Below are 18,132 nucleotides of genomic sequence, written 5' to 3' on the forward strand. Positions count from 1 at the left end.
CCCCCCCGTATCGCCGTCCCGAACGAAGAGGGTCGCCATGACCGCCACCGCACCGCCCCCCGCCGAGCCCGCCCGAACCACCCACCCCGACGGCCGTGTCGAGCTGCCGCCCGGCACCTCCCTGGCCGACAGCCGCTTCTGCAACGAGGACCTGCGGCCGGTCCCGGTCGCCGAACGCCGCTGGACCACCTACAACTTCACCGCACTGTGGATCGGCATGGCCCACAACATCCCCTCCTGGACCCTCGCCTCCGGTCTGGTCGCCCTCGGCATGGACTGGAAGCAGGCCGTCTTCACCATCGCCCTGGCCAATGTCATCGTGCTGCTGCCGATGCTGCTCACCGGCCACGCCGGGCCCAAGTACGGGATCCCCTTCCCGGTGCTGGCGCGCGCCTCGTTCGGGCTGCGCGGTGCCAACCTCCCCGCGCTCATCCGGGCCGCCGTGGCCTGCGCCTGGTTCGGCATCCAGACCTGGATCGGCGGGCAGGGCATCTACATCCTGCTGGGCAAGGTGTTCGGCGGCGGCTGGGCGACGGCCGGGGAGATCGGCGGCTACCCCTGGACCCTGTGGCTGTGTTTCGTCGTCTTCTGGGCGCTGGAACTGGCCATCATCTACCGGGGTATGGAGACCCTGAGACGGTTCGAGAACTGGGCCGCGCCCTTCGTGCTCATCGGAGCCGTGGTGCTGCTGGTCTGGATAGCCGTCAAGGCGGGCGGTTTCGGCTCGCTGCTCGACCAGCCCTCCAAACTGGGCTGGGGCAGTGACTTCTGGCCCGTCTTCTTCCCCGCCCTCATGGGCATGATCGGTTTCTGGGCCACCCTCTCCCTCAACATCCCCGACTTCACCCGCTTCGGCGCGGGCCAGCGGGCCCAGGTGTGGGGACAGTCCCTGGGCCTGCCCACCACCATGACGGCCTTCGCCCTGCTGTCGGTCTTCGTCACCTCCGGCTCCGAGGCCGTCTACGGCGAGGCCATCTGGGATCCGGTGGCGCTCGCGGGCAAGGCGGACAACGTCTTCGGCCTGCTCTTCGCACTGGTGACGGTGCTGATCGCCACCATCTCGGTCAACATCGCGGCCAATGTCGTCTCGCCCGCCTATGACCTGGCCAATCTGGCGCCGAAGCTCATCAGCTTCCGCACCGGGGCGCTGATCACCGGGATCGTCGGCGTGGTGATCTTCCCGTGGAAGCTCACTTCCACCCCGGAGCTGTACATCTTCACCTGGCTCGGTGTCGTCGGCGGTCTGCTCGGCACCGTCGCCGGAGTGCTGATCGCCGACTACTGGATCATCCGCCGCACGGTGCTCGACCTCGCCGACCTCTACCGGCCCGGGGGCCGCTACTGGTACACCTCCGGCTGGAACTGGCGGGCCGTGGCCGCCTTCGCCGTCGGCGGGGTGCTCGCGGTGGGCGGTTCGTACTCCCACCCGGGCAAGGGGCCGTTCCCGGAGGACGGACTGATCCCGTTCCTCCAGCCGCTGGCCGACTACGGCTGGGCGGTCGGACTCGGGGCCTCCCTGGTGCTCTACACCGCGCTGATGCTGCCCGGGGCCGCCAGGCACCGCACCGGCTGAGGTTCCCGTGCGGCCGACGGCTGACGGCTCCGGGACGGTGAGGGGGTTCACCTCGGTGACACCCTCCGTCCGCCACCTGGTCACCGGCTGTCGGAGCGGCATGGTTCGATGAACGTATGATCGATCAATTTCTCGCTGGTGATCTGTCCGATGTCGAGGAGGCGGTCCGCAAGGCGGCCGCCGCCGAGATCATGCCGCGCTTCCGGCAGCTCGCCGAGCACGAGATCATCGAGAAGAACGGCCCGCACGACCTCGTCACCACCGCCGACCGGCTCGCCGAGCAGTACCTGGCCGCCTCGCTGACCAGCCTGCTGCCCGGCTCGGCCGTGGTGGGCGAGGAGGGCGTGCACGCCGACCCCTCGATCCTCGGCGCGCTCGGCGGCGACGCCCCGGTGTGGATCGTCGACCCGGTCGACGGCACCCGGCAGTTCGTCCACGGCGATCCGGGCTTCGCGACCCTGGTCGCCCTGGCCCACCACGGCGAACTGCTCGCCTCCTGGACCTTCGCCCCGGCGGTGGACGAGATGGCCGTGGCCCGGCGCGGTCAGGGTGCCCTGCTGAACGGAGAGCCGATCCGTTCCGGCTCGCCGGAGCCCGGTGCGACCCTCGAAGTGGCCATCTCCCACTTCGACTTCACCACCGACGCGGAGAAGCGCGCCCTGGCCGGTCTGAGCACCCCGGGCGTCGCGCCGCGGCCGTGCGGTTCGGCCGGTCTGGAGTATCTGAAGGTGGCCCGCGGACAGCTCGACGCCCTCGCCTTCACCTGGGAGAACGCCTGGGACCACGCCGCGGGACTGCTGCTGGTGGCCGAGGCGGGCGGTACCAGTGCCACCCTGGCCGGGGAACCCTTCCGCATTATTGGCGGAAACGCGCTGCCTTTCACAGCGGCCCGGGACGAGGCCACCGCACGGCATATCCTGAGCCTGCTGGCCGCCGCCGGCTGACGTTCCACGATCCTCAATGGCGAGGAGGAGGAGGCCGACGTGCCGTCGATGCTCGACGCGGTTGTGGTGGGTGCCGGACCGAACGGGCTGACCGCGGCCGTCGAACTCGCCCGCCGCGGCTGTGCGGTGGAGGTCTACGAGGCGGCCGGTGCCATCGGCGGCGGCTCCCGCACCGAGGAGCTCACCCTCCCCGGCTTCCGCCACGACCCCTGCTCCGCCGTGCACCCCCTCGGGGTCGGCTCCCCGGCCTTCGAACGGATGCCGCTCGCCCGGCACGGCCTGGAGTGGCTGCACCCCGAGCTGCCGCTCGCCCACCCCTTCCCGGACGGTTCCGCGGCGGTGCTGGCCCGTTCGGTCGGCGAGACGGCCATGTCGCTCGGGCCGCGGGACGCCGGGACCTACCGACGGCTGGTCGCGCCGTACCTCGGCAAATGGCACACCTTCGCACCCGACATCCTGCGCACCCAGTGGGACGGGGTGCCACGGGACCCGGCCACCTGGGTCAGGTTCGGGCTGCACGCGCTCCAGTCGTCCACCCTCCTCGCCCGCCGTTTCCGCGGCGAGAAGGCGAAGGCCCTGATCAGCGGGCTCGCCGGACATGCCATCGCGCCGACCAGCGCGCTGACCACCGCGGCGCCCGCGCTGACCTTCGCGGTCGCCGCCCATGAGGTCGGCTGGCCGGTGCCGCGCGGCGGCTCCCAGTCCATCGCGGACGCCCTCGGCTCCTATCTGCGCGAGCAGGGCGGCACGATCCACGTCGGCACCCCGGTCCGGCGGCTCGACGAACTGCCGCCCGCCCGTGCGTACGTCTTCGACACCTCACCCACCGCACTGGCCCGGATCGCCGGACTGGGCAACGCCTTCGCCCACTACCGCTACGGGGCCTCCGTCTTCAAGATCGACTACGCCCTGGACGGTCCGGTGCCGTGGACCGCGCCCGAAGCCCGCCGCGCCGGGACCGTCCACATCGGCCCCTCCGCGGGCGAGATCGGTGCGGCACTGCGGGCCGCCACCGAGGGCCATGAGCCGACCGTGCCGTTCCTGATCGCCGCCCAGCCGTCCCTGCTCGACGCCTCCCGCGCCCCCGAGGGCAAGCACACCTTCTGGGTCTACGGGCATGTGCCCAGCGGCTGGAAGGGCGATGCCACGGAGGTCATCGAGCGGCAGATCGAGCGGTTCGCCCCCGGTTTCCGCGATCTCGTCCTGGCCCGTGCGGTGGCCGGACCCCCCGAGCTGGCCGCGCGCAACGCCAACTACGTGGGCGGCGACATCGCCTGCGGCGTCTTCGGGGGCCTCCAGGCGGTGATACGGCCCCGGCTGGCCCGGGTCCCGTACGCCACCCCTCACCCCGCCGTCTTCCTGTGCTCCTCGGCGACCCCGCCCGGCCCCGGTGTCCACGGGATGTCGGGGCACCACGCGGCGCGGGCGGTGTGGCGGAGGCTGCGGCAGCGGCGCTAGGGCGGACCGGCCGGTCCGCCCCGTCCGCCCGGTGCGTCAGTGCCTCGGTGCCTCAGTGCGGAATGGTGTCGATGACCTCGCGGGCACCCTGGCGCAGCAGCGCCACCGCCACCGAGGTCCCCAGGGTGGCCGGGTCCAGCGGGCCCGCCCACTCGTGCGCGTCCAGCACCGTCTTGCCGTCCGGGCTGAACACCCGGGCACGCAGTGACAGCCGTCCGTCGCGCTCGGCCTTGGCGAAACCCGCGATGGGGGAGTTGCAGTGTCCCTGGAGGACGTGCAGCAGCATCCGCTCCGCCGTGACCTCCTTCCACGCGTCGGTGTCCCCGAGTCCGGCGACGGCGTCGATGGTGGCGGTGTCGTCCTCGCGGCACTGGAGCCCGAGTACTCCCGCGCCGATCGGCGGGCACATGGTGTCGACGGGGAGGATCTCGCTGACCACGTCCATCCGGCCGATGCGCTCCAGACCGGAGACGGCCAGCAGCAGCGCGTCCGCGTCACCGGCCGCCAGCTTCTCCAGACGGCGGTTGGCGTTGCCGCGCATCGGCACGCACTCGACGTGCGGGTGGGTGACGGCGAGTTGGGCCACCCGCCGCACCGAGGAGGTGCCGACCCTGGTGCCCTCGGGCATCTGGTCGAGGGTCAGCCCCTCGGGGTGGATCACGGCGTCGCGGATGTCGTCCCGCTTGAGGTAGGCGGCGAACACGGTGCCCGCGGGCAGCGGCCGGTCGGCGGGCACGTCCTTGATGCAGTGCACGGCCAGATCGGCCTCGCCCGCCAGCAGCGCCGCGTCCACCTCCTTGGTGAACGCGCCCTTCCCGCCCAGCTTCGACAGATCGCCCATCCAGCGGTCGCCGGAGGTGGTCACCGGGATCACCTCGGTACGGATCCCGGGGTGGAGGGCCGCGAGTTCGGTGCGGACCCGCTCGACCTGGGCCAGGGCCATGGGAGAGGAGCGGGAGACGATGCGGATGAGGTCGGTGGACGACATGGCGTACACGATAGGGCGTCCGGGAGGGGCCCCGTGCCACGACGCGGACGGGGTGACGAGCCGCACGTCCGTACCGCCGGCCGCCTCACTGCGGGTGCCGTCCCCCTTCCCGCAGGTGGCGCCCGAAGTCCTCGGCCACCAGGGCCGCCAGATCGAGATACGCCTCGCGGGTCCTCGACCGCAATTGACCGAGGTCCAGTTCGCCGCCGTCGGCCAGATGCCGGTCGAAGGGAACGGCGACCACACCACGGCAGCGGCTCCGGAAATGCGCCGCCACCTCTTCGGTGTTCACCGTTGGCCCGGGATCCCGGACTCCCGAGACGACCGTGACGCTGCGGGAGACCAGCTCCCCGTAGCCGTGTGCGATCAGCCAGTCGAGGGTGGTGCTCGCACTGCTCGCGCCGTCCACCGACGCGGTGCAGAGGAGGACCAGTTGGTCGGCGCGATCCAGTACACCGCGCATCGTGCTGTAGAGCAGACCGGTGCCCGAGTCGGTGAGGATGATCGGGTACTGCTTGCCCAGGACGTCGATGACGCGGCGGTAGTCCTCGTCGTCGAAGGTCGTGGAGACCGCCGGGTCCACGTCGTTGGCGAGGATCTCCAGACCGGAGGGGGCCTGTGAGGTGAACCGCCGGATGTCCAGGTAGCTGTTGAGGTACGGGATCGCGGTGACCAGGTCGCGGATGGTCGCGCCGGTCTCCCGCCGCACCCGGCGGCCCAGGGTGCCCGCGTCGGGGTCGGCGTCGATCGCGATGACCTTGTCCTGCCGCTCGGCGGCCAGTACGGAGCCGAGCGCCACGGTGGTCGTGGTCTTGCCGATGCCGCCCTTGAGACTGATCACCGCGATGCGGTAGGGGGAGGGCCGCAGCGGTGTACGGATCACCTCCAGCCTGCGCTGCCGCCGGCCGCCGAGCCGCAGCCGGGAGGCGAGGGTCGGCCGGGGAGGCTTCGACGCGTCCATCGCGGCCCACTCAGAGGGCTGGGCGGCCTGGTCGTAGGGGAGCAACCCCTGGAGGTCGAGGAAGTCCCCATAGCCCCGGGAGGCCGGGAGCGCGGGGTTCGGCGCGCTGTCCGGGGGCTGATGCTCATAGCGGGCCAGTACCTCGGCGACCTGACGTGCCGTGGGGCGGCGTCCCGGTTCGGGGTCGAGGCAGGCCTCGATCGTGGCGCGCAGACTCACCCCGGAGATGTCCCGCCACCGGAAGTCCTCCCACCGTCCGGTGCCGGCGCTCCGCCCTCCCATGACCTGGAGGATCCGGCCGAGCGCGAGGACGTCGTCCGCTGTGGTGGCAGTCGCCCACACGTCGTCGACGAAGGAGACGGCCTCCCAGCCGACCAGCTTCACGGCATCGTCCACGACGAGCACCGTGACGGTGGTGAGTCCGCCGTGGACGACGCTCCGGTCGGCGCACCGGGCGACGGCCTCGGCGAGGCTCCGGCCGATGCGGAGGAACCGGTCGCCGTTCCAGCCGGGTGCCCCGGCGGACAGCAAGCTCAGCAGATCGGTGGGCAGCGAACCGTCGGCGGCGCGGAGTAACTCCTCCGCCATGAAGGGTGGTGCCTCGGAACTGCGCAGCAGCCGCGGCGCGTACTGGCCGTCCATCCGGCGCAGTGCCTGGGTCCGTGCCCGCAGCCGGTGGCTTCCGGGCTCCGCGCCCGCATGGGGTGCCCGCACGACCGCGAACCGGCCCTGGTCGAAGCCGATATAGGTCACGGTCCGGGCGTCCGAGGCGAGCCTCCCGGCGAGCAGGTAGGGGCCCAGGGAGACCGGGACGTCGTCGGACAGGGCGACGGTGCCGTGCCGGGACGGCTCCGGCAGCACCAGCGGCGGAGGCGGCGTCGTGAGCGACGCGGGTACGGGGGCCGCCGGGCGGGCCGGGAGACCCGGACCAGGCCCGATGCGGATGCCGCAGGTGTCGCAGTATTCGCTGTCGCCCCGTACCGGCGCCCGGCACTCGGGGCACAGGCCCACCGGTTCGACGGTGATGTCCCAGCCGCAGGTACCGCAGAAGCGGTCATCGGGTTCCAGCGGAGACGCACAGCTCGGGCAGGCAGTGCGGAACGGCGCGGGTGGAGCGGACTCCGTCCGGCGGTCGGGCCCCCGCAGGCCCAGGGTGGGGGACTCCGCCCCGCTCCCCGGGGCCGCCGGAGGCTCCACCGGCAGGGCCGGGGCCCCGAAGCGGGCGGCCAGGCGCGGGCCCACCTCGGCGAACGCCCGCGCACCGGGCGGCAGGAGATCCGGTCCCGACGGATGGGCCAGCCAGGCGGGGAAGTCGGGTGAGCGGCCCGCCAGTTGGGACAGGGTGCGGCCGATATGGCGTCCCGTGGCGATGAGTTCGGCGGTCGGGACGGCGTCCAGCAGGGCCGCCCGGGCGGTCTCGGGGAAGTCGAAGATCCGGTGCCGTGGCGGCAGCAGCCCCGCCCAGGGCCCCGTCCCGGCGGGCCGCAGCAGTCCGCCGAGGAAGACCTCGGCGAGGTGTGCGGTGTCCGCCCGCCAGGGCACGGCGGCCTGCACCAGTCGCATCACCGGCACCGACACCGGGGCGACCGCCGCCAGATGGGCGGCCAGCCGGTACGCCTCGGGGGAGGCGGCGTCACGGAAGCGCTGGACGCTCCCCAGCCCGTCGGCCGTCGCGGCCGCCCGGTGCGGCGCCGGTTCCGGGCGGCCGAGCAGGGGCAGCAGCGCGCTGCCGCCCGACGAGGCGACCAGCCGGGCCCATGTCGCCATCGCCCCCGGCTCCGGTTCGATCACCGGCACCGGAACGCCGTCGAACGCGGCGAGCCCCGCCGGGAGTACGGGATCGCTCACCCGCCACGCGGTGTTGGGGGCGCCGCTGCGGCGGGTCGTCACCCGCCAGCGGTGCGCGCGGATACCGGAGCCGTCCCACATCCGGCGCGGCAGGGCGTGCAGGATCGCGGTGGGCCCGCAGCGGGCCCAGCGCCGTACGACCTCGTGCTTGCGGCCGTCCCGCCAGGCCGGACCCATGCCGTCGCTCAGCACCAGCACCAGCGTCTGGCCGGACGGATCGGCCAGGGCCCGGGGCGGCATCGGTGCGGCCGCCGGATCGAAGGGGCGGGTGCTCAACCGCGGCGGCGCGGTGGGGTCCGGAGCGCTCAGACCGTACGTCCGCACCAGGCGGAACGCGCCCAGCCGTTCCGTCATCGCGTGGATCTCGGCGGCCAGCCGCTGCCACAGCAGCATCGAGATCCCGTCGTCGATCACCAGCGCCAGATCCAGCCAGCGTTCGCGCGCCGGGCGGAGTGCGACGTCCGGCAGTCCGGTCTCGGCCAGTGCCGTCACCGTGGCGTCGATGTCCACCTCGTGCCGGGCGACGCTGGGCCGGTGCTGGCGGAGCGGGCGCAGCGCGCGTCCGATCCGGAGTTCGGCGCGCAGCGCCTTGCCCTCGGGGACGCGCAGCGCGAGCGCGCCGGACGGACCGGTGTGTGGCGGGTCATCGGCGTCGGCGCCGTCCGGGACGGCGTGCAGTCCGGTGGTCCGGACGTCCTCCGGTACGGCCGACGGCGGCCCCGCCGACGGCCGGACGGGCTCCGGCGGCGGGTCCGCCGGGCGGTGGGCGCCCGCCGCGCCGCCGTCGGCGCCGGAGGAGTCATGGGCGTGGTCCGGCGGGTGGTCGGCCGCGACCCGGCGGTCCAGGGCGCGGCGCAGCGGCGCTTCGGCGCCGTCCGCGGGCAGCCGTGCGGCCAGCCACAGGGCGTCCAGCAGCTCTTCGCGGGCCAGGGTGACGCCACTGGACTCGAGGACGGCACGCAGTGCGCCCAGCCGTTCGTCGAGCCGTTCGGCGTCAGGGGCCATGGGTCACACCGCCCCGCCGAGCCGGTGCAGGACGGCGTCGAGCAGTCCGTCGGCGTCCAGGTCCACGCCTCCGGTGCGGAGGAAGACCGCGTTCAGGAGCTGGTCGGTGGCCAGTTCGCCCGGTGCGCGGCGGCGCAGGAACGTCCGGAGCAGATCGTCCACCTCGTGCAGCGCGCCCTCGCCGAGATGGGCGGTGACGATCGCGCGGAGCTGCCGCTCGTCCGGCGGCGGCAGTTCGAGACGGACGCAGCGCCGCAGGAACGCGGGCGGGAAGTCCCGTTCGCCGTTGCTGGTCACGACCACCACGGGGAACTCGGCGCACCGCACCCGGCCGCGCACCACCCGCGCCCGCTCACCGGGCCACAGTGTGGGTACCTCGACCTCGGGCCGCTCGTCGGAGAGCCGGGACAGTTCGGGGATCTCGAACTCGCCCTCCTCGAAGACGGTCAGCAGGTCGTTGGGCAGGTCCACATCGCCCTTGTCCAGTTCGTCGATCAGCAGCACACCGGGCCGGGACCGCGGCACCAGGGCGGTGCCGAGCGGCCCCAGTCGCATGAAGGACCCGATGTCCGGCTCCGGGCCGCCGCGGTCGCGGCTCAGCGTGGTCTCGCGGAGCCGGCCGACCGCGTCGTAGCGGTAGAGCGCGTCCTGCACGGTGGAGCGGCTGTTGACCGGCCAGCGCAGTACCTCGCCGAGGTCCAGCTCATGGGCGATGGCCCGGGCCAGGGACGATTTGCCGGTGCCGGGCTGGCCGGTGACCAGCAGCGGGCGGCGCAGATGGAGCGCCGCGTTCACCACGTCGGCGTGGTCGGCGGAGATCAGGTAGGGCGGCGGGCCGTCCTCGCCGGGCCCGGTGCCCGGGGCGCCGAAGCGCCGCCAGGGCGGGGCCGGGGGCAGGTCGGCGCCCCGCGCGACACCGTCGCCGCGGAAGAGCCGCCAGTCGTTGCCGCCGGACTGGGGACGGTCGTACGACGCCGTCATGAGACCTCCGTAGCGATGTGGCCGATGTGGCCGATGTGGCTGAGACGGCGGACAGGGAATGCGCGATCGGCGGTCATGACGGCTCCGTGGGGTCGGCCAGCTCCAGCCGGGGCAGTTCGCGGTCGGCCTCGGCCCAGGCCAGCACCGGCCGCCCCAGGAACGTCCGCGGGCAGCCGAGGGTCCTGGCCCGGTAGGCGCGCACCGTCTCCGGCAGCCGGCGCGGCGGGGTGCCCGCCACCGCCCGTACGGCGTGCGAGCCGGACTCCGCGTCCGTGTCCCGGTCCCAGACGACGACCGGCATCCCCATCGCCAGACACACCTGGACGATCTCGATCCGCACCTCCGCCGGAACGCCGTCCACCGTGGCCTGCGCGGCGTCCAGCTGGTCCATCAGCAGCGCGTACACCCCGTGCGCGCCGCCCGTGGAGCCGTCGATGTGCACGGCCCCGCCGTCGTCCAGCCGCTGCCAGCGGTGGCGCAGCGCCGCCTTGAACCGCTCACCGGCCCGCTGGAGCAGTTCCGGGCAGTGGACGACGAGCGGGTACTCCGCGCCCAGCACCCCGGGCACCAGACCGGCCGGACCCGGCCACTCCCACTGGTCGACCGGGAGCTCCAGCGCCTCGCGGTCCACGATGAGTTCGATGACCGGCCGGATCCCTGCGGGGAGCGCCCGGTGCAGCGGCTCGATCACCGTGAGGATGTCCTCGGCGGCCCGGGCCGCGCTGCGCGGCGGATCGCCCTCGCCGTCCCCGCCGCCACCGGACACCCGGCGGGGGCCCTCGCCCTCGTCGCACCACATCCGCAGCCGGTAGCGGTCGGTGCCGTCCTGGCCGGGGTGGGCGGTCAGCCGCACCAGCACCCGGGGGACCGCGGCCGACGTCCGCTGACGCTCGGCCCACTCATGGGCGTCGGCACGGCGCTCCTCCAGCGCGGCCGGGTGGATGCCCAGCCGGACGGCGACCGCCGTGCTCCAGCGGCGCAGCGCCTCACCGGGGTCGGCCGGGCACAGGGCGGCCACATACGTGACCACGCGCAGCAGTCCGGGGACTCCCGCCGTGCCGTCGGGGACGGGGCGGCTGTCCCCGCGCAGCCCCTCCAGAGCGCCGATCAGCTCCCGGACGCGGACCGCCCGCGCCCCGGCGTCCCGGTCGGCCCAGCCGGATCCGGCGAGCGGTGTCCCCGGCAGTTCGGCCAGCGGCAGCGCGGCCCGTACGACGGAGGGGAGGCGGGCGGCGACGGTGACGGGCACCCGGGCGAACTGCGTCAGCAACTCCTCCAGCTCACCGGGGGAGAGCAGCTGGGGCACCCCGGACATCCGCCCGGCGGCGAGGAGTTCGGCGGCGTCGTGCGGGGCGGCGGGGTGCAGCACCTCGGCGAGGGCGGGCAGCGCCCGTCCGTCCTGGGTGAGCAGCCGGGCGAACTCGTCCACGGACGGGGCGGAACCGTCGGTGCGGTGGGGGTGGCCACAGCGCCGGGCGACGGTACGGGCGCAGTCGGCGCGGCGGACGGGGTCGGCCAGCGCGCGGGCGAGGACGGCCGTGAGGAGGCGGTGGGCGGGATCGGGGTGCGGTGGAGCGGGTGGCGGGGGCGCGGCGGGTCCGGATAACCCCCCGTCGCCGTACGGCCCGGCCGGCGTCCACGGTCCGGGCGCCGGTTCGTGGAGTACGTGTGCCGCGCCCGCCCGGCGCAGCTCGTCCTGGATCCGCTGCCACGGGATGCTCCAGCTGCGGCGCGCGACATGGTGCGGCGCGTAGGCCGGCGGAGCTCCGGTGACCGGATGGTGAGGGGGTGTCAGGGCGGCCGCGACCAGGCCGACCACCGCCCCCTCCTCGCCCGACCACAGCGGCCCCCCGCTGTAGCCGTGGTCGATGGCGACCCCGGTGAGGGACTCGCCGTCCACATAGCCGATCCGGCCGTCGCACGAGGTCACCTGAGCCTTGGCGATGGTGGCCGCGAGTCCGCTGGCGTGCCAGGCGAGCACCGACTGCCCCGCCGTCATGGCCCGCCAGCGTGGCGCGAGCAGCTCACGGGGCGGCGGTTCGGTGAGGTCGAGTACGGCCAGATCGCCTTCCCACTCCACCCCGCGGGAGCGGCCCGGGGGTATCCACACGGTGAGTTCGGCGGTGCGGATGTGCGGGGCTCCACCGTCCGGACCGTGCACCCGCACCGTCAGCGCCCCCGCCACCGGAGGGTCGGCGCAGGTGGTGTCCTCCTTGCCCAGCGCACAGTTGATCACGTGCGCGCAGGTCAGGAAGCGACGGCCGCCGGGGAGCAGGACCCCGGAGCCGACCGCCTCCCGGTCGACCTGGCTCAGCACCGAGACCGTGACCGGACGCTGCCCGGGGGCCGGTGCGGGTCGGAACCACTCCATCGGTCAGGCCGTACGGGGACCCGAGAGCTGCCAGGTGGCCGAAATCGTCATGCTGGCCTGGCCGCCCGCGCCGACGATGCCCAGCTTGAGGTCCTGGCCGACCTGGACGCCGAACTGCACCTGGACCTCGTCGGGCGGGTTCGCCGCGGTGGACACCGCGTCATGCACCTCCTGCAACAGCGGGCCCAGCGGCCGCAGTACCGCGCGCAGCCCGTCCGCGGCCAGCACCGCCGCCCGTTGCCCCCGGGACACCGGTGTCACCCCGCCGATCCCGCCGGGCAGCCGGTCCGCCGGCTCCCCGGGGGCGCTGCCGGGCGCGCCGGCCACGGGGGTCAGCTCGAGACGTACGGGGGTGCCATCGGGGAGCGGGAGCTCGGCGTAGTCCGTCACATGACCATGATGCCGATCGGTACGCCCCCGGTCTGCCCGTTTCACACAACCGCCCTCGTCGGACGGGCCGCCGTGGCCCGGCGGAAGGTCCATGTCGGATTTCCGCGAGCACCGCCCCACCCGCTGGCGGATGCTGGAGACATGCACACCGACACCGACCGGTGCCTGCGCGCGGCGCAGGCCAAGGACGCCCGCTTCGACGGCTGGTTCTTCATCGCCGTCGTCACCACGGGCATCTACTGCCGTCCGAGCTGTCCGGTCGTCGGTCCCAAACCCGGGAACATGCGGTTCTACCCCAGCGCGGCCGCGGCCCAGCAGGCCGGGTTCCGGGCCTGCAAACGGTGCCGCCCCGACGCCAGCCCCGGCTCCCCGCAGTGGAACGAGCGCGCGGACCTGGTGGCCCGTGCCATGCGGATGATCGCGGACGGTGTGGTGGACCGGGACGGGGTGCCGGGTCTCGCCGCGCGGCTCGGCTACAGCACCCGCCAGATCGAACGGCAGCTCCTCGCCGAGCTCGGCGCGGGGCCCCTCGCCCTGGCCCGCGCCCAGCGGGCGCAGACCGCGCGGCTGCTCATCGAGACCAGCCCGCTGCCGATGGCGGACATCGCCTTCGCCGCCGGGTTCGCCAGCATCCGCGCCTTCAACGAGACCGTGCGCGAGGTCTTCGCGCTCACCCCGACCGAGCTGCGGCTGCGGGCCAGGAACGGCCCGCAGCCCGCCGTCCCCGGCGTGCTGACCCTGCGGCTGCCCTTCCGCGCCCCGCTGTGCCCGGACAACCTCTTCGGGCACCTGGCCGCCACCGCGGTCCCCGGGGTGGAGGAGTGGCGCGACGGCGCGTACCGGCGGACCCTGCGGCTGCCGTACGGGCCCGGGGTGGTCGCCCTGAGTCCGCGGCCGGACCACATCGCCTGTCAGCTCTCGCTCGCCGATCTGCGCGATCTGGCCGGGGCGATCAGCCGTTGCCGCCGGATGCTGGACCTCGACGCCGACCCGGCCGCCGTGGACGAGCTGCTGCGCGCCGACGACCGGCTCGCGCCGCTGGTCGACAAGGCCCCGGGGCGGCGGGTGCCGGGCACGGTGGACGCCGAGGAGTTCGCGGTGCGCGCCGTGCTCGGCCAGCAGGTGTCCACAGCGGCGGCCCGTACCCACGCGGCCCGGCTGGTGACCGCCCACGGCGAGCCCGTCGAGGACCCGGCGGGCGGACTGACCCACCTCTTCCCGACCGTCGGCGCCCTCGCCGGTCTCGACCCGGAGGCGCTCGCCATGCCGCGCACCCGCCGGGCCACGCTCACCGGACTGATCGGCGCGCTCGCCGAGGGCCGGGTCGCGCTCGGCGTCGGCACCGACTGGGACGCCGCCCGCGCCGGTCTGACCGCACTGCCCGGCCTCGGCCCGTGGACCGTGGAGATCATCGCGATGCGGGCGCTCGGCGACCCCGACGCGTTCATCCCCACGGACCTTGGTGTGCGCCGCGGCGCCGCGGGGCTGGGCCTGCCGGCCACCCCGGGCGCGCTGACCCGGCACTCCACGCGGTGGCGGCCGTGGCGGGCCTACGCCGTCCAGTACCTATGGGCGACCGACGAGTCGCATGCGATCAACCGGCTGCCCGCGCCCTGACCGTCACCAGCACCCGAGGAAGACAGCCCGACATGATCACGCACACCGTCGTCGACAGCCCATGCGGCCCGCTCACCCTGGTCGCCACCGACGGGGAGCTCAGCGGTCTCTACATGGCGGGGCAGCGGCACCGCCCGCCCGAGGAGAGCTTCGGCGCGCCGGGCGACCCGGACGAGGCGCCGTTCGCCGAGACCGCCCGCCAGCTCACCGCCTACTTCGCCGGTGACCTCACCGCGTTCGACCTGCCGCTGAAGCTGACCGGCACGCCGTTCCAGCGACGCGTCTGGGCCGAGCTGTGCCGCATCCCGTACGGCGCGACGCTCTCCTACGGGCAGCTCGCCGACCGGATCGGACAGCCTTCCGCCTCCCGCGCCGTCGGTCTGGCCAACGGCAAGAACCCGGTGGGCATCATCGTCCCCTGCCACCGCGTCGTCGGTGCCTCCGGCGGCCTCACCGGCTACGGCGGCGGACTCGACCGCAAGCGCCGGCTCCTGGACTTCGAGAGCGGGACCGGGCTGGTCGGCGTCTGGGACCTCGTGGGCTGACGCACCGTCCGGCCTCAGCCGCCCGCGGCGATCCGGTCCAGCAGGGCGGGCAGCGCCGTACCGATGGGCTCGCGCACGACCTCGTCCGCGAGCTCGTCGTACGGGGTCGGCTCGGCGTTGACGATGACCAGCCGGGCGCCGCCCTCCGCCGCCATCCCGGCGAGCGAGGCCGCGGGCTGGACCTGGAGGCTGGTGCCGACCGCGATGAACACCTCGCAGGCCCGCGCCACCGCGACCGCATCGGTGAGCACCTCCGGGTCCAGGGCCTGCCCGAACATCACCGTCGCCGACTTCAGGATCCCGCCGCACTCCTCACAGGACGGGTCCGGATCCCCGGACGCCACCCGGGCCAGCGCTGTGGCCATGTCCGACCGTGCGTCACACACCGTGCACTGGACGGTCCGTGCGGTGCCGTGCAGTTCGAGCACCTTGCGCGCGGGCAGTCCGGCGAGCTGGTGCAGCCCGTCCACGTTCTGGGTGATCACCCTGACCGGCACCCCCGACCGCTCCAGCCGCGCCACCGCCTCATGGGCCCCGTTCGGCCGGGCGCGCAGCGCTTCACTGTCCCGCCGCATCAGCCAGGAGCGGCGCCGGATCTCCGGGTCGGTCATGTAGTAGTCGTAGGTCACGAGCTTCTCGGCCTCGGGGTCCTGCCGCCACAGCCCCTGCGGCCCGCGGTAGTCCGGGATCCCGGAGTCCGTGGAGATGCCCGCGCCGCTCAGGATCGCCACCAGGGGCCGGTGCTCGCTCTCGCTGCTCATGCCGCCGAGCGTACGCAGCGGACGGGGGCGGGGGCGACCGCGTTTCGCCCGCTCCGAACGGGCGGTCCGCATACGGACCTACGGGACGTGACGCGCCCGCACCTGACCGTCGGCCGGGCCGACCGGGCCCGGTTCACGCGCTACGTCACGACGAGCTGAGCCCCCGCACCCGCCACCGCCAGCCGGTGCGTGCGTGCCGCCAGGTCGCTGATGCGGGCACCGTCGAAGCCGAACACCGCGCTGCGCAGACGGTCCTCGAGCGGGACGGTCCACTGCGGGGGGATGGCCTGCGCACCGCACAGCACCCCCGCGACGGAGCCCGCCGTCGCGCCGTTGGAATCCGTGTCCAGACCGCCGCGGACGGTCAGGGTGACCGCGGCGGTGAAGTCCCCGGCGCCGTAGAGCAGTCCGGCGGTGATCACGGCGGCGTTGGGGACGACGTGGATCCAGGGCAGCCCGGCCGTCTCCCGCTCCAGCTGGTCCAGGGCGTCCGCCCAGTCCACGCCCGCGTCGTACAGGGACGCGGCGCGGCGGACGACACGGGCCAGGCGGCAGCGCGGTGGGATGGGGGTCAGGGCCTCCTCGACTGCTTCGCGCGGTCCGTCGGCGGTGAAGGCGGCGGCGATCAGGGCGGCCGCCCACATCGCGCCGTAGACCCCGTTGCCGGTGTGGGACAGCACGGCGTCACGGCGGGCCATCCCGGCGGCACGGCGCGGATCGCCGGGGTTGACCCAGCCGTGGATGTCGGCGCGGATCAGGGCGCCGATCCACTCCTGGTACGGATTGTCGAGCGTGGCGCTGAGCGGCGGCTTCACCCCGGCGGCCAGATTGCGGTACGCCGCGCGCTCGGCGGTGAACGTCTGGAGGTAGGGCAGGCACAGCAGCCACACCTCGCCGACCTGCTCGGTGGTGAACCCGAAGCCGTGGGTCTCCAGCAGGTGCAGCCCCAGGACCGAGTAGTCCACGTCGTCGTCGCGGCAGCTGCCGTGGATCCGGCCGCGGACGCAACCCTGCCACTCGGGGCGCAGCGCGAACTCCACGGGGTCCGGCGGCGGCTCCAGCGCGGGCAGGTAGTCGGTCAGCGGCAGCGCCCCGGCGCGGCGCAGATAGCGGTCGATGCGTCCACGGGTCCAGTGCGTCCCCTCCTCGACGGGCTTGCCGAGCATGTTCCCGGCGACCCGGCCCAGCCAGCCGCCGTGGATCCGGTCGGAGAGTGCGCTGCCGCTGAGGCCCATGTGTCAGGTCTACCGGAGTCCGGGGCGAAGCGCGCGGGAAAGCGGTGGTGGGCAAGGGGCTTGGCGGCGGATAAGGTCGCAGCGGCGCGACTGCCTGTTCCGGAAGCAAGGGGTTACCAAGGTGACGGACGAGGAAAAGGCAGAGCCGACGAAGACCTGGGCCGAGGGGCAGGCGACCCGGCCGACCCGTGTGCTCATCGCCGCGGACAAGTTCAAGGGCTCGCTCACCGCGGTGCGGGTCGCCGGGCATGTGACGGCCGGGCTGCGCCGCGGCGCGGCGGACGGCGCGGAGCTGGAGATCGTGTCGCTCCCGGTCGCCGACGGCGGTGACGGCACGGTGGACGCGGCCGTCGCGGCCGGGTTCGAACGCCGGGAGCTGACGGTCACCGGACCGCTGGGCACCCCGGTGACGGCCGCGTACGCGCTGCGCGGGACCACCGCCGTGGTGGAGATGGCGGAGGCGTCGGGGCTGCGGCACCTCCCGGCCGGGGTGTACGCACCGCTGACGGCGACCACCCACGGCAGCGGTGAGCTGCTGCGCGCGGCCCTGGACGCGGGGGCGCGCCGCATCGTCTTCGGCGTCGGCGGCAGCGCCACCACGGACGGCGGCGCGGGGATGCTGGTGGCGCTGGGTGCCCGGCTGCTGGACGCGGACGGCACACCGGTCGCCCCGGGCGGCGGCCCGCTGTGCGAGCTGGCCACCGCGGATCTGACCGGTCTGGACCCGCGGCTCGCGGAGACCGAGGTCGTGCTCGCCGGCGATGTCGACAACCCGCTGACCGGGCCGAAGGGCGCGGCGGCGGTCTACGGCCCGCAGAAGGGCGCGGGCCCGGAGGAGGTCAGGGCGCTGGACGCCGCGCTGGCGCACTACGCGCGGGTGCTGGAGCGGGCGGCCGGCCCCCGGGCCGCCGACTGCGCCCAGGCGCCGGGCGCGGGCGCGGCGGGCGGTATCGGCTTCGGCGCGCTCCTGGGCCTCGGCGCGGCCTTCCGTCCGGGAATCGACGTGATGCTGGACGTGCTCGGCTTCGCGGCGGCGCTGGAGGGCACGGACCTGGTGATCACGGGCGAGGGCTCGCTCGACGAGCAGACCCTGCACGGCAAGGCTCCGGCGGGTGTGGCGGCGGCGGCGCGGGCGCGGGGCATCGAGGTCGTGGCGGTCTGCGGCCGTCTCGTCCTCTCCCCGTCGGCCCTGGGCGCGGCGGGCATCCGCCGCGCCTACCCCCTCACCGACCTGGAGCCCGACCCGTCCCGCTGTATCGCCGAGGCGGGCCCCCTCCTGGAACGCACGGCCGAACGCCTGGCCGCGGACTTCCTCACCTGACCGACTCCATCGCTCACCGTCGTGGCGGGGGCGGACGACAACGGCGTGGGGGGGGGGGGGGGGGGGGGGGGGGGGGAGGGGGGGGGGGGGGGGGGGTGGGGGTGGGGGGGGGGCGTGCTCATCGGTATGCTGCC

General features: G+C 74.5%; 13 protein-coding genes. 6 read left to right on the forward strand and 7 right to left on the reverse strand.

All coding sequences use genetic code 11. The annotated features are described in order from the left end of the window. Nucleotides 1–37: 37 nt before the first annotated feature. The 3 genes from AC07FT_RS06555 to AC07FT_RS06565 all read left to right on the forward strand — a co-directional run bounded on the left by AC07FT_RS06555 (nucleotide 38) and on the right by AC07FT_RS06565 (nucleotide 3,975). The gene (locus tag AC07FT_RS06555) at nucleotides 38–1,573 is read left to right on the forward strand and encodes an NCS1 family nucleobase:cation symporter-1 (protein ID WP_479174437.1); all 1,536 of its coding nucleotides are present in this window, start codon (nucleotides 38–40) and stop codon (nucleotides 1,571–1,573) included. 116 nt (nucleotides 1,574–1,689) lie between these two features. Further along, nucleotides 1,690–2,517 carry an inositol monophosphatase family protein gene (locus tag AC07FT_RS06560; RefSeq protein ID WP_479174438.1) on the forward strand — a complete coding sequence of 276 codons (828 nt, stop codon included), beginning with the start codon at nucleotides 1,690–1,692 and terminating at the stop codon, nucleotides 2,515–2,517. Between the two features lie 48 nt (nucleotides 2,518–2,565). Then, entirely contained in the window at nucleotides 2,566–3,975 is a 1,410-nt protein-coding gene (locus tag AC07FT_RS06565) for a phytoene desaturase family protein (protein WP_479174542.1), read from the forward strand. Nucleotides 3,976–4,027: 52 nt separating this feature from the next. Here the strand turns inward: AC07FT_RS06565 and hemC are convergent, their stop codons facing one another. The 5 genes from hemC to AC07FT_RS06590 all read right to left on the reverse strand — a co-directional run bounded on the left by hemC (nucleotide 4,028) and on the right by AC07FT_RS06590 (nucleotide 12,519). After that, nucleotides 4,028–4,963: a hydroxymethylbilane synthase gene (gene hemC, locus AC07FT_RS06570; protein WP_479174439.1), complete on the reverse strand. Its 936-nt coding sequence runs from the start codon at nucleotides 4,961–4,963 to the stop codon at nucleotides 4,028–4,030. An 85-nt stretch (nucleotides 4,964–5,048) separates the two neighbouring features. After that, the gene (locus tag AC07FT_RS06575) at nucleotides 5,049–8,777 is read right to left on the reverse strand and encodes an SAV_2336 N-terminal domain-related protein (protein ID WP_479174441.1); all 3,729 of its coding nucleotides are present in this window, start codon (nucleotides 8,775–8,777) and stop codon (nucleotides 5,049–5,051) included. A 3-nt stretch (nucleotides 8,778–8,780) separates the two neighbouring features. Then, nucleotides 8,781–9,758 (reverse strand): AAA family ATPase, encoded by a 978-nt coding sequence (locus AC07FT_RS06580; protein WP_479174443.1) that lies wholly within the window; start codon nucleotides 9,756–9,758, stop codon nucleotides 8,781–8,783. A gap of 73 nt (nucleotides 9,759–9,831) precedes the next feature. Continuing rightward, nucleotides 9,832–12,129, reverse strand: coding sequence for a VMAP-C domain-containing protein (locus AC07FT_RS06585; protein WP_479174444.1), 2,298 nt, complete (start codon nucleotides 12,127–12,129; stop codon nucleotides 9,832–9,834). 3 nt (nucleotides 12,130–12,132) lie between these two features. Next, on the reverse strand, nucleotides 12,133–12,519 hold the full coding sequence (locus AC07FT_RS06590; RefSeq protein WP_479174446.1) for a CU044_2847 family protein: 387 nt from the start codon (nucleotides 12,517–12,519) through the stop codon (nucleotides 12,133–12,135). 141 nt (nucleotides 12,520–12,660) lie between these two features. Between AC07FT_RS06590 and AC07FT_RS06595 the strand changes: the two genes are divergently transcribed. Further along, complete coding sequence (locus AC07FT_RS06595) at nucleotides 12,661–14,136, forward strand: AlkA N-terminal domain-containing protein (RefSeq protein WP_479174448.1); 1,476 nt, start codon at nucleotides 12,661–12,663, stop codon at nucleotides 14,134–14,136. A gap of 32 nt (nucleotides 14,137–14,168) precedes the next feature. Next, on the forward strand, nucleotides 14,169–14,681 hold the full coding sequence (locus AC07FT_RS06600) for a methylated-DNA--[protein]-cysteine S-methyltransferase (protein ID WP_479174450.1): 513 nt from the start codon (nucleotides 14,169–14,171) through the stop codon (nucleotides 14,679–14,681). A 14-nt stretch (nucleotides 14,682–14,695) separates the two neighbouring features. Here the strand turns inward: AC07FT_RS06600 and AC07FT_RS06605 are convergent, their stop codons facing one another. Both AC07FT_RS06605 and AC07FT_RS06610 read right to left on the reverse strand, forming a co-directional pair. Next, complete coding sequence (locus AC07FT_RS06605; protein ID WP_471193333.1) at nucleotides 14,696–15,442, reverse strand: SIR2 family NAD-dependent protein deacylase; 747 nt, start codon at nucleotides 15,440–15,442, stop codon at nucleotides 14,696–14,698. Nucleotides 15,443–15,582: 140 nt separating this feature from the next. Next, the gene (locus AC07FT_RS06610; protein ID WP_479174451.1) at nucleotides 15,583–16,677 is read right to left on the reverse strand and encodes an ADP-ribosylglycohydrolase family protein; all 1,095 of its coding nucleotides are present in this window, start codon (nucleotides 16,675–16,677) and stop codon (nucleotides 15,583–15,585) included. Nucleotides 16,678–16,867: 190 nt separating this feature from the next. On the opposite strand from AC07FT_RS06610, the gene AC07FT_RS06615 reads away from it, so the two are divergent. Continuing rightward, nucleotides 16,868–17,998, forward strand: a complete 1,131-nt coding sequence (locus tag AC07FT_RS06615) for a glycerate kinase (protein ID WP_479174544.1) — start codon at nucleotides 16,868–16,870, stop codon at nucleotides 17,996–17,998. Nucleotides 17,999–18,132: the final 134 nt, after the last annotated feature.

It is taken from the genome of Streptomyces sp. NPDC045899, from assembly GCF_056431485.1.

Excerpts from the sequence above, each read along its gene's own strand:
- AC07FT_RS06560 (WP_479174438.1), top strand. The coding sequence starts at position 1,690 with ATGATCGATCAATTTCTCGCTGGTGATCTGTCCGATGTCGAGGAGGCG.
- AC07FT_RS06585 (WP_479174444.1), bottom strand. The coding sequence starts at position 12,129 with ATGGAGTGGTTCCGACCCGCACCGGCCCCCGGGCAGCGTCCGGTCACG.
- AC07FT_RS06595 (WP_479174448.1), top strand. The coding sequence starts at position 12,661 with ATGCACACCGACACCGACCGGTGCCTGCGCGCGGCGCAGGCCAAGGAC.
- AC07FT_RS06575 (WP_479174441.1), bottom strand. The coding sequence starts at position 8,777 with ATGGCCCCTGACGCCGAACGGCTCGACGAACGGCTGGGCGCACTGCGT.
- AC07FT_RS06580 (WP_479174443.1), bottom strand. The coding sequence starts at position 9,758 with ATGACGGCGTCGTACGACCGTCCCCAGTCCGGCGGCAACGACTGGCGG.
- hemC (WP_479174439.1), bottom strand. The coding sequence starts at position 4,963 with ATGTCGTCCACCGACCTCATCCGCATCGTCTCCCGCTCCTCTCCCATG.
- AC07FT_RS06565 (WP_479174542.1), top strand. The coding sequence starts at position 2,566 with ATGCTCGACGCGGTTGTGGTGGGTGCCGGACCGAACGGGCTGACCGCG.
- AC07FT_RS06610 (WP_479174451.1), bottom strand. The coding sequence starts at position 16,677 with ATGGGCCTCAGCGGCAGCGCACTCTCCGACCGGATCCACGGCGGCTGG.
- AC07FT_RS06600 (WP_479174450.1), top strand. The coding sequence starts at position 14,169 with ATGATCACGCACACCGTCGTCGACAGCCCATGCGGCCCGCTCACCCTG.
- AC07FT_RS06555 (WP_479174437.1), top strand. The coding sequence starts at position 38 with ATGACCGCCACCGCACCGCCCCCCGCCGAGCCCGCCCGAACCACCCAC.
- AC07FT_RS06605 (WP_471193333.1), bottom strand. The coding sequence starts at position 15,442 with ATGAGCAGCGAGAGCGAGCACCGGCCCCTGGTGGCGATCCTGAGCGGC.